The following is a 16,431-nucleotide window of genomic DNA, read 5'->3' as shown; positions in this document are numbered from 1 at the left end:
CGCCCGATGCCGTCACCCCGACAGCGCCTCCCGCATTCAATTATGACGCAACCGGTCGGCCAGCCAGCAGGGCTCTGCTACCATCGACCGCCGCCTCACGTATCGCCTCGATCCATGCTCAATCCGCAACAACTGGCCGCCGTAGAACATTGCGACAGCCCGCTGCTGGTGCTGGCCGGCGCCGGCTCAGGCAAGACCTCGGTGATCACGCAGAAGATCGCGTACCTGATCGCGCGCAGGAAGCTCAGCGCATCGAAGATCGCCGCGATCACCTTCACCAACAAGGCCGCGAAGGAGATGCGCGAGCGCGTGGGCAAGCTGGTCAGCAGCGAGGATGCGGCTGCACTCACCGTGTGCACCTTCCATGCGCTGGGGTTGAAATTTCTGCAGATCGAGCATGCGCGTGCGGGCCTGCGCCGCGGTTTCTCCGTGCTGGATGCGGACGACAGCGAGGGCATCGTCAAGGAACTGGCACCGAAAGGTGCCAAGCCGGACGTGCTGTTCGGCATCCGCAACCTGCTCAGCCGCGCCAAGAACGGTGGCCTCTCGCCGGAAGAAGCGCTGGCCGCCGCACGCAGCCCGCGCGAGCTGGAAGCGGCGACGATCTACGACATGTATCAGCAGCGCCTAGCGGCATTCAACGCGGTCGACTTCGACGACCTGATCCGGCTGCCGCTGCGTATCCTGGAAAGCGACGCCGACTGCCGCGACGCCTGGCACGAACGGCTGCGCTACCTCCTGGTCGACGAATACCAAGACACGAACGACGCGCAGTACCGATTGCTGAAAGTGTTGGCTGGCGAACGCGGCGGCATCACCTGCGTCGGCGACGACGACCAGTCGATCTACGCCTGGCGTGGCGCGAACCCGGAAAACATCGACCAGCTCGGCCACGACTGGCCGAGCCTGCGCGTGATCAAGCTGGAGCAGAACTACCGCTGTGGCAAGCGCATCCTGCGCGCGGCGAACCAGCTCATCGCGAACAACCCGCACCTGCACGAAAAGAAGCTGTGGAGCGAACACCCGGAAGGCGCGCCGATCCGCGTGCTGGAATGCAAGGAGGCCGAGCACGAGGCCGAGCGCGTCGCCGCGCTCGCCACCACCCTGGCCGAGAAGCACAAGGCGCGCTGGCACGACATCGCGATCCTGTATCGGGGCAATTTCCAGGCGCGTCCGCTGGAGAAGGCGCTTCGCCTGGCGCGGATTCCCTACCACCTCACCGGTGCACTGAGCTTCCTCGATCGCGCCGAGGTGAAGGACCTGCTGTGCTATCTGCGCCTTCTGACGAACCCCAGCGATGACGCCGCTTTCCTGCGTGTGGTCAACGTGCCCAAGCGCGAGATCGGTGCCGTCACGCTGGAGAAGCTCGGCCAGATCGCGCAGAGCCGCCACAGCTCGCTGCTCGACGCCACCCGCAGCGACAGCGTGCTGCGCCAGCTTACCCCGCGCCCGGCTGCCGCGCTGGCCTCGTTCTCCGACCTGCTCGACGAACTGCGCAGTGCTTCGCTGCACGAGAGCGCGGCCGACCTGGTCGAGCTGATCCTCAAGCGTACCGGTTACGCCGCGCAGATCGCGGCAAGCACCACCGATGCGAGCGTGCGCGAACGCAAGCTTGGCAATCTGAAGGAACTTGCCGACTGGTTCCGCGCAATGCAGAAGGGTGGCAACAGCGCCGGCGATCTCGCCTCGCAGCTGGCCCTGCTCAGCCATGCCGATCGCGACGAACCGGGCAATGCAGTGCGCATGATGACCTTGCACTCGGCCAAGGGCCTGGAGTTCCGCTTCGTCTTCATCGTCGGCTGCGAGGACGGCACCTTGCCGCACGAAGGCGCGATCGACGAGGGTCGCATCGACGAGGAGCGCCGCCTGATGTATGTCGGCATCACCCGCGCCAAGGAACTGCTCACGCTGTCGTGGTCGGCCAGGACCAAGCGCTACGGCGAAGTCCACGCCAACCAGCCCAGCCGCTTCCTGCACGAGCTGCCGCAGGCCGACCTGCACTGGCAGGGCAAGGATCCGGAAGCGGACAAGGAAGCTGTGCGCGAGACGGCCGAATCGCATATGGCGAAAATTGCGGCGATGCTGGCTGGCAACTAGCCGGACCTGAACACGCAGGCGATGCCCGACGAAAGCTACAATACGTGGACTTCGTCAAGGCCTGATCTGCACGCGCGATAGTCACCGCATCCCCAAGCCGCGAGTTGGAGCCGCATGACCGACCCCGTCCATCTCTATGCGCAGGCTGTCGCTGCATTCAACCAGCACGACTGGCAGCGCGTGAGAGAGCTGACGGCAAGACTGCTTTCCCGCGCGCCCGATCATGCCGTTGCCCATCACTTTGCCGGCATCGCCTGCATGGAGCAGCGGCAGTTGGGGCAGGCTTTGCAGCACCTTCGCCGTGCAACGGAACTGGATGCCACGCATGCTGGTTTTGCCGCCCATTTCGCCAGGGCCCTTTCCTTCGCGCGGATGTCGCAGGAGGCGCTTTCCGCGGCAGATCGCGCATTCGCACTCTTGCCGCAGGATCCCGTGACGCTCGACCTGCTGGGCGGCATTTACGCGCAGAACGAGGCTCATGCAAAAGCCGCGACCGCGTTTCGCCACGCCGTGACGCTCATGCCGGCACACCCGCCCTTCCGCTTCAATCTGGCCACGGCCCTGATCGCGAATGGCGATATCGACGACGCCGAGCGCGAGATAGAGGCCTGCCTCGCGCTTGATCCGGCATTCTGGCGGGCACATTTGACCCTGGCCCATCTGCGCCCGCAATCGCCAACCAGTCATCACGTGCCGCGGTTGCAGTCGTTGCTCGTGCAAGCCGGGGACAGCCGTGAGGCGCAGATCTGTCTCAATCTTGCCCTGGCCAAGGAGCTCGAGGACCTGGCCGACTATCCACGCGCGTTCGAGCACCTGCTCCACGGCAAGGCTGTCAGTCGCAGGGAAATCGACTATTCGATCCAGCAAGACGAGATGCTGTTTGCCGCGCTGGCACGCGCCTTTCCCGAACCGCAGTCCGTGCCGGCCGGCGATCCATCCCGGGAAGCCATCTTCGTGTTCGGCATGCCGCGGTCCGGCACCACCCTGGTGGAGCGCATCCTGTCCAGCCATCCACAGGTGGCTTCCGCCGGTGAGCTGCAGAATTTCGGTGTGGCGCTTCGGCGTGCGTGGAGCAGCCAGACGCCACTATGGCAGGATCCCGATATCGCCTCTCATGCACGCCAGGTCAACTGGCAGCGCGTTGGTGCGGACTATATTTCCAGTACCCGCCCAGCCACGGGGCATACACCGCATTTCATCGACAAGTTGCCGCACAATTTTCTATACGCGGGCTTCATTGCCAGTGCGCTGCCCAACGCAAAAATGATCTGCCTGCGGCGCGACCCCATGGACACCTGTCTCAGCAATTTCCGCCAGCTTTTCGCCGAGAGACTGCCCTATTACAACTACTCCTTCGACCTGCTCGACACGGGCAGGTACTACATCCTGTTCGACCACCTGATGGCGCATTGGCAGCGTGTCTTTCCGGGACGGATCCTGGAAGTGCAGTACGAGGCGCTGATCGACGCGCAGGAATCCGTGTCACGGCAGCTACTGGAGTTCTGCGGCCTGCCCTGGCATGACGACTGCCTGCACTTCGAGAGCAACCCGAGCCCGGTCGCTACCGCAAGCGCCGTGCAGGTGCGTGCGCCTGTCCACAAGGGTTCGCTGCAGCGCTGGAGGAAATATGGCGCGCAGCTCGACCCACTGCATGAGCTGCTGATCAGCTCCGGAATCCGCATTCCCGCATGATCTTGCCGAACACCAGCCATCCGCTGGCAACTCCGTTGCAGACCGTGATGTCATGCGGCGAAGCCGTGGATTCGCTTGCAGCAGAGACTTCAACCATCTGCCGCACGCACAACGAATGCATGGATCATCTGCATGTGCCTCCCCGCATGAACAAGCCTCCGTTGCAGCGGGTGATCCCATGACCAGCCCCGAACAGCTATATACACGGCTTGTGGCTGCCTTCCAGCATGGCCAATGGCAGGAGGCCCAGAACCTGGCCAATCAGCTGCTGCCATCAGCACCCCAACATGCAGGTGTCTATGGCATGGCCGGCGTAACCTGCATGGAGCTGCAGCAGTTCGCTCAGGCTGAGCCATATCTGCGTCGCGCCACGGAGCTCGATCCCGCACGCGCCGATTTCGCTACCTTGCACGCCAAGTCACTGGCCGCCAACCAGATGCCAACAGCCGCAACGGCGGCGGCTGATCGTGCACTTTCCTTGTCACCAACCGATCCCGCGACGCTCGATGTCCTGGGCGTCGTCTATACCCAGGCAGGCGCCAATGAGCGCGCCATTTGCGCGTTCCGCGATGCCGTCTCGTTGGCACCCGAACACGCCAGTTACCGGCTCAATCTGGCTACCGCACTGATATCCAATGGCGACCTGGCCACGGCCGAGAATGAGCTCGAAGCCTGCATCCGGCTGAATCCAAAGTACTGGCACGCTCACTTGCTCCTGTCGCAACTACGCCGGCAGACGCCTGCATGCCATCATCTGGACCGGCTCCATGAACTCCTCTCGCAGAATCAAGCCGACACTGCGGCATGCACCTACCTCAACCTTGCACTGTCCAAGGAATACGAGGATCTCGGCGACTACACCAGGGCATTCGATCACCTGGCGCGTGGCAAGTCCGCGGAGCATGTCCAGCGTCCATATTCGATACAACGCGACGAAACTCTATTCAAAGCATTGATGCATGCATTTCCGGCACCGCAAGCCGTCGTGCCCTTGGGCGGACCCATCGATGGTGGCCCCATATTTGTCCTGGGCATGCCACGTTCGGGCACTACGTTGGTCGAGCGCATCCTCTCCAACCATCCCGACGTCCATGCCGCCGGAGAGCTGCAAAATTTCGGGATGGCTCTTCAGCACGCGACCGGGAGCCGAGGTTCGTTCCTGTTCGACCCGGACATAACCCGGCGTACGCGCCATATCGACTGGAAACGGCTTGGCTCCATCTATCTGGCCAGCACTCGCTTCCTCACGGCAGGCAAGCCCTACTTCATCGACAAACTTCCGCATAACTTCCTGCACGTCGGCTATATCGCTCAGGCACTGCCCAACGCCAGAATCATCTGCGTCCGACGTAATCCGATGGACACCTGCCTGGGCAATTTTCGCCAGCTTTTTTCCCGAACATCGCTCCACTTCGATTATTCCTGTGACCTGCTCGATACGGGCAGGTACTACATCCTGTTCGATCGCCTGATGGCGCACTGGCGACGCATATTTCCGGATCGGATACTGGAAGTAGGCTACGAAGATCTGGTGGACTCACCTGAGCCACAGATCAGGCAGTTGCTGGATTTTTGCGGACTGCCCTGGCATGACGCATGCTTGCACCCCGAGAGCAACCCTGCGCCTGTCGCCACTTTCAGCGCCATGCAAGTACGCTCTCGGTTCGATCCTTCAGGTATCCGTCGCTGGAAAAAATACGAGTCGCAATTGAGCGAACTGCGGGCTCTTCTGATCGGGGCCGGTGTCACGATAGCCTGAGAAGGTATTCATGCAGCCGGTGCATGCTCGATAACCCTCGACTGTCTTGCCGCAGCGGCGTCGACCACCTCCATTCATCACGATCTGGAAGTTCATGGCAAATTCGGCTGAAACCTTTGCCCAACTGATTGCCGCATTCAACACGGGCAACTGGCCGCTGGCGCTGCAACTTGCAGAAAAATTGCTGCCGCACACGCCGAATCAGCCCTTCGTCTGCTATATCGCGGGGGTCGCCCATCTTGAACTCGAAGAGATGTCGCAGGCACTGAGCTTATTGCGCAAGGCGACCTATCTCGAGCCACAACGTGCCGATTTCGCCACGCAATATGCCAAGGCGCTCGCTCTACTGCGACTGACGCGGGAAGCCCGGCTTGCCGCCGATCGTGCGCTGGCGTTGTCGCCCAACGATCCTGCCACCCTCAATGCCCTCGGTGTCGTCTACGCAGCCACTCACCAGCACGAACAATCGTCTACGATTCTTCGTCGTGCCGTGGCGCTCATGCCTGACTATGCGCCCTACCGGTTCAACCTAGCGACAGCATTGATTGCGATCGGTGCCCTGGATGACGCCGAGCAGGAACTGGAAGCTTGCATCCGGCTTGACCCACTTTACTGGCGATCGCACCAGACGCTGGCGCAGCTGCGCCGCCAGACCGTGACGGACAATCATCTTGAACGTCTGCAGATGTTGCTCGCTCGGCATAACGGCGATGCTGATGCCAGGCTTCATCTGAATATGGCCCTTGCCAAGGAATTCGAGGACATCGGGAATTATCCCGAGGCATTCGAACACCTTGTCCAGGGCAAAGCAGCCGGTAGGCAGAGCAACGGCTACACCATCGAATCGGACGAACGGCTGTTCAAGGCCTTGGAAACGGTTGCACCCGGGCCTCAGGCCACAACATCAGGGTGCCTGAACGAGGAGCCCATCTTCGTCATCGGCATGCCACGCACCGGCACCACTCTGCTGGAACGCATCATTTCCAGTCACCCCGACGTGCAGTCAGCCGGGGAACTGCAGAACTTCGGCATGGCCTTCGGTTATGTCACACGCAGCGAGTCAGCCATGCTGCTTGATCCTGAAACCATCGCACGTGCGGGCCAGATTGACTGGACGCAGCTCGGAGAAACCTACCTCTCCAGCACACGACCCGGCACGGGACACAAACCTCGCTTCATCGACAAGTTGCCGCACAACTTTCTCTATGCCGGCTTCATTGCCCAGGCACTGCCTCATGCCAGAATCATCTGTTTGCGACGCGATCCAGTGGATACCTGCCTCAGCAACTTTCGACAGTCTTTCTCGCCAACCGCTCCATATTACGGTTATTCGTTCGACCTGCTCGATATCGGCAGATATTACGTGCTGTTCGACCGCCTGATGGCGCATTGGCAACGTGCATTTCCCGGCCGCATCCTCGAAGTGAACTACGAGACCCTAGTGGACGAGCAGGAGGCCAGCTCACGACGATTACTGGAGTTCTGTGGCTTGAACTGGGACGACGCCTGCCTGCATTTCGAGGACAATCCTGCACCGGTCAATACCGCCAGCGCCGTGCAAGTGCGTACCCCCGTCTATCGGAGCGCCCTCCAGCGTTGGAAGAAATACGAACCGCAATTGCGTGAACTGCTAGAGCTGCTATCCAGCGCAGGCATTCACATCGCGACCTGAAACCAAGCAGCGACCCGACTATTCACGGGTATCGTGCAAATTGCGCATCGACACCACGACGACAGGTCAAAGTCCAATTCCCGCATGACAAAACGGCCCCGAAACGGGGCCGTTTTGTTCAACGCGAAGCTGGCTCTTACTTGTCGCCGTTGCCGAACTTGTAGTTGGCTTCCAGGTAGATCGTGCGGCCGTAGGGGTTGTAGTTGTCCTGGTTGTACGGGATATATGTGGTACCCGGCATGGTGTGATCCGCCGGCGGCATCTTGTTGAATACGTTGTTCACCAGCAACGACAGCCCAAGAGCCTTGATCGGATTGTAGGTCACGCTCGCGTTCCACAGGATCCATGCCGGCAGCTTGCCATCGCCGGGATTGGCATAGCTGTTGTCCGACTGTGCCGCATAGTTTGGCGTACGACCAAACCGGTTGACAAAGAACGTGGTACTCCACTTGCTCTTGGACCAGGTCAGCGAGGCGTTCGCCTTGGACTTGAAGTCGGTGCTGTAAGCCGGGTTGCGCAACACATCGATATGCGCGTCGCCGACGTAGGCCTGGGTCGTGTGCTTGAGTTCATCGGAGTAGGAAAGGCTATAGGTCAGCTTGCCGAAGCTGCCGATATCCTCCAGATAGCTGAAGCTCGCGCTGACGGCATTGACCAGCTCATTGGCGGTGTTGATCTTGGGCTGGATGATCTCCTCGATCGGACCAAGCAGGCCGCCCGAACCGGGGCCGCGGATGATCTGGCTGAATGCATTCACACAGGTGGGCGAACTCGGATCAAACCCGGGTGCCGCGATATCGCACAGGTATTCATACCTGGAGAGCTGATCCGCGCTTTGCGGTGTCACCTCATTGTTGATGTTCCAGTGCAGGTAATCGACAGTGACGGACATCCGTTCGATGGGTGCCCAGACGATGCCGTAACTCCATACCTTCGCAGTAACCGGCTTGAGGGTGGGAACGCCATATGTTTCGCCCTTGTACTCGACAGCGCCATCACCGTAAGGGCCATACGGGCAGTTACCTACCGTCGTGCCGGAATATCCCAAGCGACCGCAGTTCAGGTAATCCGTGACCGAGCTGTAAAAGCTGCTTGGGCCCTGGTTTGTATCGGACAAGGTGGGAACCTTGAAGGCCGTGCCATAGCGGCCGCGCAACAGCAAGCTATCGAACGGACGGTACTCAAGGCCGAGGTTATACGTGCCGTGATGCACGTTGTTCCCATCGATCGAGTAATTGTCGAAACGGCCGGACGCATCGAGGGTCAGCTGTTGCAGCAGCGGAAACTTGAATTCCGTCGTCGCCGCATAGCGCGACCGATGGCCGGCGCCCGGCGTAGCGCTGGTACCCCAGAAATAGTCGCCCTGATTGCCGTTGGGTAGCGTGATCGTCTCGAGCAATCGCGGGTCTGGCGAGGAATTCCAGCCCTCGTTTCCGCCTTCCAGTACCGCCGCAACACCGGCTTCACCGCCAGGCAGGGAGAACAGCGATGCATTCGTCAACTGACCACGCACCAGGTTGTCCCAGGTCTTCGCCCTGCTGTCGGAGTAACCGGTGAAGCTGTCGAAAGCCGACACGGGAATCGGCTGGTACAGCGCAGCGTAATTCGGCGTGTATTCCGGATACCCGGCATATGTGCCCTTCATCTTGCCCAGCACATGGTCCTGGAAATACTGCTCCATCGGGCCGGCCAGACGCTGGAAATCGTGATCGAGCAACTTGTCGTCGGAATGGGTGAATCCGAGATCGTAGTCCCAGTTCGACTGACCGAACGTTCCGTGACCACCGAACGTCAGCATGTACGAGTTTTCGATCTCCTTGTTCATGATATGCGAGTAGCCGCCGACCTCTTCCGGAGCGAACGAGCGCTGCAGCAGCATCAGTGAGCCATTGTTGTAAGTCGGATCCCAGAAGTACGGCCCCTCGTTGACCGAGGTGCCCCACCACGTGGTGCTGGCACCATTGGTGTACTTCGATTCCTGATAGTTGTAGAGCAGGTCACCGTACAGTTGCAGGTTGTCGTTGACGTCGAACGTATTGTGCGTATAGATGTTCGCGGTCTTGTTGTCGGGGGAAAGCGTGCCCGCACCCGGCGTATAGAACGAACCGCAATACTGGCCATGACCCGGGCGGGTCTGCAGACCCTCGGTTCCCCACCAAAGCTGGCTGATGTCCTTGCAGTCGTTCGGATCCAGCTGCTGGTATCCGGTAGGAGCGCCGTTGGCACTGTAGACCGACAGCGCAAGCGCATCTCGTGACGCTACTGGCGGCGAGGCGCCCTCGGTGTAGTACTGACTGGTGATGGCGCGATCGCGCCGCCAGACCGGCTGCGTGCTTTCGAACTGCACGCCAACCAACGAGTTGAAATTCCCGGCGCTGAAACTGTCGGCGAGACTGATACGGCGATCTGCACCGCCGCCATCCGAATCCCAGCCATAGCGCACATCGATCGTCGGCGCGTCGATATGCTTTTTCAGCACGATGTTGATCACGCCGGCGATCGCGTCCGAGCCGTAAAGTGAAGACTGGCCACCCGGCAGGATGTCGATGTGATCGACCATATCCATCGGTATGCCGCTGATGCTGTTGAACGTATCGCTGCCATTGTACAAGCCGGGGAAATTGCCCATCGGCCGGCCGTCGATCAGGTATTTGGTGAATCCAACCGGCAAGCCGAACATGCTCAATGTCTGAGCAGTGGGCGTGAACGAATTGGTGTCCTGCGCGCCTTGCACGGCGCCTGTGGCAAACGATGCCTGTTGCAATGCTTCAGCCACGGTAGCGAAACCACGGGCTTTCATATCGTCTGCCGTGATCGTGATGACCGGCGTGGCTGTCTCGATCTGTGTCTGCGGAATCAGCGAACCAGTCACCGTAACCGCTTCAAGTTTCTTTGCCTTGGCGGTACTCGGTGCTTGGTCTGCGTTCTGCTGCGATGCATCTGTCTGCGTCGACTGCGCATGGGCAGAGTTGTAGCCAAGCGCCAAGGCGGCCACGATGGCTACTGCAATTTTCGACTTGATCATTTCTTCAGAACTCCCCTCAGAGTTTTCGGCAACAAGATGCACTTGCCGGTCAATTGGCAACGCTTGGCATATGGCACGAAACGGCATGCGAGACGCTTGGCCCAGCATCTCTCCCTGCTGGCCGGCCGATTCATGACCCGTCACGTTTAACATGCCCCCTGAAGGGCGCGCAATAATATTTTTACATATCGCAGTATCTTGGCACTCGAAGCGCAAGTACTTAACTTAATCGCAATTTAATGCGAATTTGCCGGCATTTGCTCCTCGACTCACTGCCCTATCGGCAAGATCCCCTATAAGACCTTAAGAGCAGGGCGCGGAACCCTGCGATAAGGGCGCATGCCTGAAACGCCGCCTCATAACCCGGCAATGCGGCGCATACGAACAAGCCCGCACCAAACCAAAAAACCGGGGTTCCTTGCGGAACCCCGGTCAATGACATCAACAACTGGTGTGGCTTAGAACTTCTGGGTGTACTGGACGTAGATGTAACGATCCAGATCCATCAGCGGATCCACCGAGGACGCGCTGTTGGCACCATCGAGGTACGCGGAATAGACCGTCCGCGGCGCCTTGTCGAAGATGTTCTTGACGCCCACCGAGAGCTTGCCGTTCCACGGCAGGCTGTAACGCACCTGCAGATCGTTGAACACCATCGCGCCCTTGCGGTTCGCGCCAACGTCACCCCAGCTCTTGCCCTCGTAGTTCGGCTGGTTACACTCGACGTCGGTATCCCAGCACACGTCGCGGTAGGCACCGTAGTAACGCATGCCCCACGTCGCACCCCAGTTACCCATCGCCCAGTCAAACCCGAGGTTGATGCGCCAGCGCGGCAGACCGAACTGACCCGCATAGCCCAGCACTTCGGCACCGCCCGTGCTCTGCGTGTTGTAGGCCTTCAGGTAGTTGGAATCCAGGTTGACGCTGAACTTGCCGAAGCCGAATTCCGGCAAACGGTAATGCGCGCCGAAATCGTAGCCCGAGGTCTGCAGCATGCCCAGGTTCGCGTTGCCGCGATTCAGGTTGATCACCTGATTCGTCACCGGATCACGGCTGAAGTCATTGCAGAACGAAGCAACATCCTGCACATAGCACTGGCCCAGGATGTAGTTGGCGCTGAGGCCCGTGATCTCGTTCCTGACGATGATGTTGTACCAGTCCACACTCACGTCCAGCCCGGCAACCCACTGCGGGCTGTACACCAGACCGGCAGTACGGGTAGTGCTGTATTCCGGCCGCAGGCTGCTGTTACCCACGCCAGCATTGAACGGGCTGGTGCTCTGCGTGTTCGGTGCCGTGATCGGAAGGCCGGTCGAGGCCAGCTGACGGAAGTTAGCCGGAACGCCGGCCGCCGCGCAGCTCGCCGCCACGGCCGGATTGGTCGCCGCTGCACCGAAGCGTGTATCGCAGGGATCGGTGTACTGGTCGAACGTCTGCGAGCCGCCACCGAAGGTGTCGTCCAGCGTCGGCGCGCGGAAGCCCTTGGCGATGGTGCCGCGCACCAGCAGGTCGTCGATCGGTTTCCAGACCAGGCTGTACTTGTTGTTTACCGTGCTGCCGAAATTGCTGTAGTCCGAATAGCGGCTGGCAAGGTCGAGCGACAGTTCCTTCGCGCCGGGCAGATCCTTCAGCAGCGGCACGTTCAACTCAACGTAGAACTCGTCCGTTTTGTACTTGGCATTGGTGCCGCCGCCAGCCAAGTCCGTGCTCCAGCCAGAGGAGGACAGCTGATCCGGGCGATCGTAGCCGGAGATCTGGCGATGCTCGTAACCCGCCGCAAAGCCAAGCTCGCCAGCCCACAGGTCGACCAAGCCACCGGTGATGTTCGCGGTATAGTCCTTCGTCAGGCTCTGCTGGGTGCCCTGGCCCAAAGTGCCGATGTACTTCAGCGCCGCCGCCGTCGAGTTACTCGGGCCGCCGAGGATGTCGAACGGCACGCACTGGCCGAGCGAGATCGGATTGGCCGCCGTACCGCACTGCACCACACCATCGGAGTTCAGGAAGGACGGACCAAGCGCCTTCGTGAGGTTGAGCAGGTTGATGTTGCCGGTATTGGTTTCCACCACGTTGTACTTGTTGTAGTCGAAGCCGACGTCCCAGTTCCAGGCATGCTCGCCGACATTGAATGCACCTTCGAACATGCCGTCGAAGTGGTACGACTTCACGTTGCTGTCGCTGACGCGCGGCAGCTCGATGATGCGGCGATAGAAGAACAGATCCTGGCCCGGCTGGGGGTTGTAGTAGCTCTGGCCGCTGACATAGACCGGGTGGGTCGGCTGGCTGAGGCTGTTCAGCGGGTAACCGGCGACCTGGCGACTGTTGTCGCGCTCGGCATACATCGCATTCGTCTTGAAGGTGACGTACTCGCTGATGTCGTAACGACCCGCCGTGAAGATCGACTTCAGCTCGTTCGGCGGCTGGTACATCATCTGCTGGGTCGGATTGAAGTAATCATCTTCAGTCACGCCAGGGTGATAGCTCGACAGCTGGTTCGAGGGACCTTGCGCCACGCCGACGCCATCCCAGGTACCGGTGTGATTGCGGGTGTAGGTGTTACCGGTCGGACCACCGGTCGGCGAGACGTAACGGAAACGGCCCCACGGACCGGTGCCGCTGAGACCGTCTTCGGCATGGTTGGGGCCATAGGTGTAACCGGTTATCGCACGGCTCTTCGACCAGATCACGTCGCTCTTGGTGTAGTTGGCACCGAACATCATGGACGACTTGTCGCTCGACGTGCCCATGGTCAGCGAGTAAGCCTGCTGGGCGCCGTCACCCTTTTCGTTCTCACCGTAGTAACCCGAAGCCTCGGCGCCTTCGTAGTGATCCTTCAGGATGATGTTGACCACGCCGGCAATGGCGTCGGAACCGTATACCGCCGAAGCGCCATCCTTCAGGATGTCGATCCGCTCGATCAATGCAGACGGCACCGTCGACAAGTCGGTATAGCCAGCCAGGCTGCTCGCCCAGCGCTTGCCGTTCACCAGCACCAGCGTACGGTTTTCACCGAGGTTGCGCAGGTTGATGTACTGGCCGCCCTCTTCGGAGTTGGAGACCAGTACGGCGGCCTTGCTGAACGTTGGGGTACCCGCGCTCGTGAGGTTCTGCAGGATGTCGCCGACATTGACCAAGCCGGTCTTCTGGATGTCGGCCTGGGTCATGGTGAACACCGGCTGTGCGGTTTCCACGTCGACACTGCGAATGCGCGAACCGGTAACCGTGATGGTTTCCAGCTTCTTCGCCTTCTCCGGGGCGGCCTTGTCATTACTGGTGTCCTGGGCGAACACCGAGCCGGCCGTCATCAGGGTTCCGACTGCAAGTGCAATACGCACGGCAGACGTAAGTTTGTTATCGAGCAAATTCATCAAAAACTCCCCAAACTGTGTTTAACAACAACCCCCGAACCCTTCCCCGCAGGGCGTGACGAACGGAGAACTTTTAGTGAGACCAACTCGCATGATGCGCAAGATATTGCGAATTATGATTTCAGCCAGCCATGCGCCTCGTTTTTTTGCGACGCAAAAAGTTAGTAACTTCAACTTGCCTGGCAGCAAACCCCTGATGAACCCGGGGAAGCCTCAACGTCCTTTGCGATCTTTCGTGCCGGCCGCTTTTCTCGAACTTCCTGCAAAATCTTCAAAAGCAGGGCAATGCCCGCCAATTAGCGAACCTACAGTGGCACAAGTCGGCATCCGGGATGCGAAAACCAGCAACTCCGTGCCGGCTTGGTCGACTCATGACCAGCCAATTTCTAACATGTACGCGAAAGAACTTGCAACAATTTCTTCACACATGCGCAAGATATCGCCACGCGCTGCCCCGCGCGACGTGAGGAAATTCCCAGGTCAAGCGGCGCTCAGATCAGCTTTTCCGCTTCCAGTTCGCTCTTGAGATAGGCGTAGTAGATCGGCGCGGCGATCACGCCCGGCAGGCCGAAGGCGGCCTCCAGCAGCAGCATCGCGACCAGCAGTTCCCACGCGCGGGCGCGGATCTGGGTGCCGACGATGCGGGCATTCAGGAAATACTCCAGCTTATGGATCACCACCAGGAAGCCGAGCGCGGCGACGCCGACACCGAGCGACACCGACAGCGCCGCGATCGTGATCGCCGTGTTGGACAGCAGGTTGCCGACGACCGGCAGCAGGCCGACGACAAAGGTCAACACCACCAGGGTCTTGGCGAGTGGCACATGGATGCCCAGCAACGGCAGCACGCCCAACAGGAAGATCGCTGTGCAAAGGGTGTTGATCAGCGAGATCTTGATCTGCGCGAACACGATATTGTGGAACGCCTCGGCCAGGCGCTGGCAGCGCAGTCCCAGCGCGGCGGCCAGCGGACCGACCTGGTGCGCAGGACGGGCGCGGCTGAGCGCAATGATCGCGCCCAGTACCAGCCCGATGAGGATATGCGCGAACACCCGCACCGCCCCCTTGCCTGCCAGCTGCAGGGTCGTCGCATGCTTGCGGGCCAGCTCCACGGCGCCCACGCGCAGATCTTCGACACTATCGGGCAGGTTATCGACCAGCATCGCGGGCAATTGCTGGCGGGCCTTTTCCACCAGCGGCATCAATTGCTGCTGCCAGAGCAGCTCGGGGTTGCCGATTTCATTGCGGAAGAAGCTGATCGCGCCGAGGATCAACAGGATCAGCAGACCCACCACGATCGCGCCCAGCGCCGCCACCACGAGCATCCGTGCGCGGTCGCCGGAGATGCGCTTGCCCAGCAGCGGCGTCACCGCCTGCACCAGTTCGTACACCAGCAGGCCGGCCAGCAGGGCCGACAGCAGGTGCAGCCCGAGCACCGACAGCAACGCCCCGGCCGCCAGCAGGCAGCTGGCGTAACGGATGGCCGCCGAAGGCTCGCGCGATGCAGGCGAAGGAAAGTTCATGCGGGTCGCAACCGTGAGGATGTCGGGATGGCCAGTCTGTCAGCAGCCCGCAATGCCTGCCAACCCCGCACGGACAGTCCTGACATGTGCCTGTCGTAAACTCCGCCCATCGTAAGATCTTCACCATCAAGGACTCCCCATGTCTGTTCGTTTACCGCTGACCCTGGCCATGTTCGGCCTGCTTGCCGGTTGCGCCACGGCGCCATCGCATCCCGTCGCCACGGCATCCGCACCGTCGGCCCCGTCAGCCACGTCGAGCGTCGTCACGCATGTCGCTGCCAACGACAATCTGAATGCGGTGGCCTGGAGCCAGACGGCCATCGAGCATGACCTGATCTATCTGCAGACTTACCGCGACGCCCAGTCGCGCCTGCTCACCGCCCTGCATGACAAGCAATGGGATGCCTTGGGCAAGGCGGATCGGACGACGCCGCTGAAGGGCCTCAAGCCCGCCGTCATTCTCGACATCGACGAAACCGTGCTGGACAACTCGCCGTACCAGGCACGCCTGGTGAAAAGCGGCGGCGAGTTCAACGAGGCCGACTGGGCGGCCTGGTGCAAGGAGGAACGTGCGCGCGCCCTGCCCGGTGCGGTCGAGTTCACCCAGTTCGCCGCCAGGCATGGCGTCGCCGTGATCTATATCTCCAACCGTGCTAAGGATCTGGATGAGGCCACCGTGGCCAACCTGCGCAAAGCAGGGTTTCCGGTGAACGGACCGGACGCCTTTCTCGGCCTCGGCACCGTGGTCGACGGTTGCGAGCAGGCCGGCACCGAAAAGGGTTGCCGGCGCCAGCTGGTCGCCCGGCATTACCGGGTGCTGATGCAGTTCGGCGATCAGGTTGGCGACTTTGTCGACGTGCTCGGCAATAACGACGCCGGCCGCCGCAAGGCTGTCGCCGATTATCTGGCGTGGGTTGGCACGCGCTGGTTCGTGTTGCCGAATCCCACTTATGGCGCCTGGGAGCCGGCGCTGTTCAACAACGACTGGAGTGCCCCACTGCAGCAGCGGCGCCAGCAGAAGATCGATGCGCTGCATTATCAGTGAAGTAAATATTGATATAAATCAATAATTTAAAGAAACTAACAAAAGTATTGCCTTAGCTTTAACGGACAAGTAATATTCACCCGCCGACCCTGCTGACCAGCTCATTTTGCGGGCAAGGCCATTTCCCTTCCGGCTCTGCCGGATTTCCCCGTGAGGCCCTGCGCCCGCGGGGTTTTCTTTTTTGCGGCATGGCTGCTCGTCGTGAAATCCTGCGGCGCGACCCTTGTTCCATGCTGCCGAGCCACTTACCCTG

At 60.6% G+C, this 16,431-nt stretch carries 10 protein-coding genes; 7 read left to right on the top strand and 3 right to left on the bottom strand.

Annotated features, from left to right (window positions below):
* The first annotated feature begins 114 nt into the window (after nucleotides 1–114).
* From B0E46_RS03875 to B0E46_RS03855, 5 genes are all read left to right on the top strand, one after another.
* Nucleotides 115–2,097, top strand: a complete 1,983-nt coding sequence (locus B0E46_RS03875; protein WP_077554385.1) for a UvrD-helicase domain-containing protein — start codon at nucleotides 115–117, stop codon at nucleotides 2,095–2,097.
* Nucleotides 2,098–2,211: 114 nt separating this feature from the next.
* Entirely contained in the window at nucleotides 2,212–3,789 is a 1,578-nt protein-coding gene (locus B0E46_RS03870; protein WP_077554384.1) for a sulfotransferase, read from the top strand.
* Complete coding sequence (locus B0E46_RS03865) at nucleotides 3,786–3,971, top strand: hypothetical protein (protein ID WP_077554383.1); 186 nt, start codon at nucleotides 3,786–3,788, stop codon at nucleotides 3,969–3,971. Before B0E46_RS03870 ends, B0E46_RS03865 begins: the two co-directional genes overlap by 4 nt.
* Nucleotides 3,968–5,548: a tetratricopeptide repeat-containing sulfotransferase family protein gene (locus B0E46_RS03860; protein WP_077554382.1), complete on the top strand. Its 1,581-nt coding sequence runs from the start codon at nucleotides 3,968–3,970 to the stop codon at nucleotides 5,546–5,548. The genes B0E46_RS03865 and B0E46_RS03860 overlap by 4 nt, the downstream gene beginning before the upstream one ends.
* 94 nt (nucleotides 5,549–5,642) lie before the next feature.
* A complete protein-coding gene (locus B0E46_RS03855; RefSeq protein WP_077554381.1) occupies nucleotides 5,643–7,220 on the top strand; it encodes a sulfotransferase in 1,578 nt (525 codons plus the stop codon).
* Between the two features lie 136 nt (nucleotides 7,221–7,356).
* On the opposite strand, the gene B0E46_RS03850 is transcribed toward B0E46_RS03855, so the two are convergent.
* Both B0E46_RS03850 and B0E46_RS03845 read right to left on the bottom strand, forming a co-directional pair.
* A complete protein-coding gene (locus tag B0E46_RS03850) occupies nucleotides 7,357–10,461 on the bottom strand; it encodes a TonB-dependent receptor (RefSeq protein WP_254425029.1) in 3,105 nt (1,034 codons plus the stop codon).
* Between the two features lie 242 nt (nucleotides 10,462–10,703).
* A complete protein-coding gene (locus B0E46_RS03845) occupies nucleotides 10,704–13,547 on the bottom strand; it encodes a TonB-dependent receptor (protein ID WP_254425040.1) in 2,844 nt (947 codons plus the stop codon).
* A 154-nt stretch (nucleotides 13,548–13,701) separates the two neighbouring features.
* Here B0E46_RS03845 and B0E46_RS17225 point away from each other — a divergent pair, with 154 nt between their 5' ends.
* The gene (locus B0E46_RS17225; RefSeq protein WP_139350407.1) at nucleotides 13,702–14,136 is read left to right on the top strand and encodes a hypothetical protein; all 435 of its coding nucleotides are present in this window, start codon (nucleotides 13,702–13,704) and stop codon (nucleotides 14,134–14,136) included.
* Here the strand turns inward: B0E46_RS17225 and B0E46_RS03840 are convergent.
* Nucleotides 14,102–15,133 carry an AI-2E family transporter gene (locus B0E46_RS03840; RefSeq protein ID WP_077554378.1) on the bottom strand — a complete coding sequence of 344 codons (1,032 nt, stop codon included), beginning with the start codon at nucleotides 15,131–15,133 and terminating at the stop codon, nucleotides 14,102–14,104. The genes B0E46_RS17225 and B0E46_RS03840 overlap by 35 nt on opposite strands.
* Before the next feature lie 139 nt (nucleotides 15,134–15,272).
* Between B0E46_RS03840 and B0E46_RS03835 the strand changes: the two genes are divergently transcribed.
* A complete protein-coding gene (locus tag B0E46_RS03835) occupies nucleotides 15,273–16,178 on the top strand; it encodes an HAD family acid phosphatase (RefSeq protein WP_077554377.1) in 906 nt (301 codons plus the stop codon).
* The last annotated feature ends 253 nt before the right edge of the window (nucleotides 16,179–16,431 follow it).

It is taken from the genome of Rhodanobacter sp. B04 (assembly GCF_002001125.1).
Classification (GTDB): Bacteria; Pseudomonadota; Gammaproteobacteria; order Xanthomonadales; family Rhodanobacteraceae; genus Rhodanobacter.
Note: the sequence above shows the minus strand (reverse complement) of the source record. Positions and strands in the feature narration are given on the sequence as shown.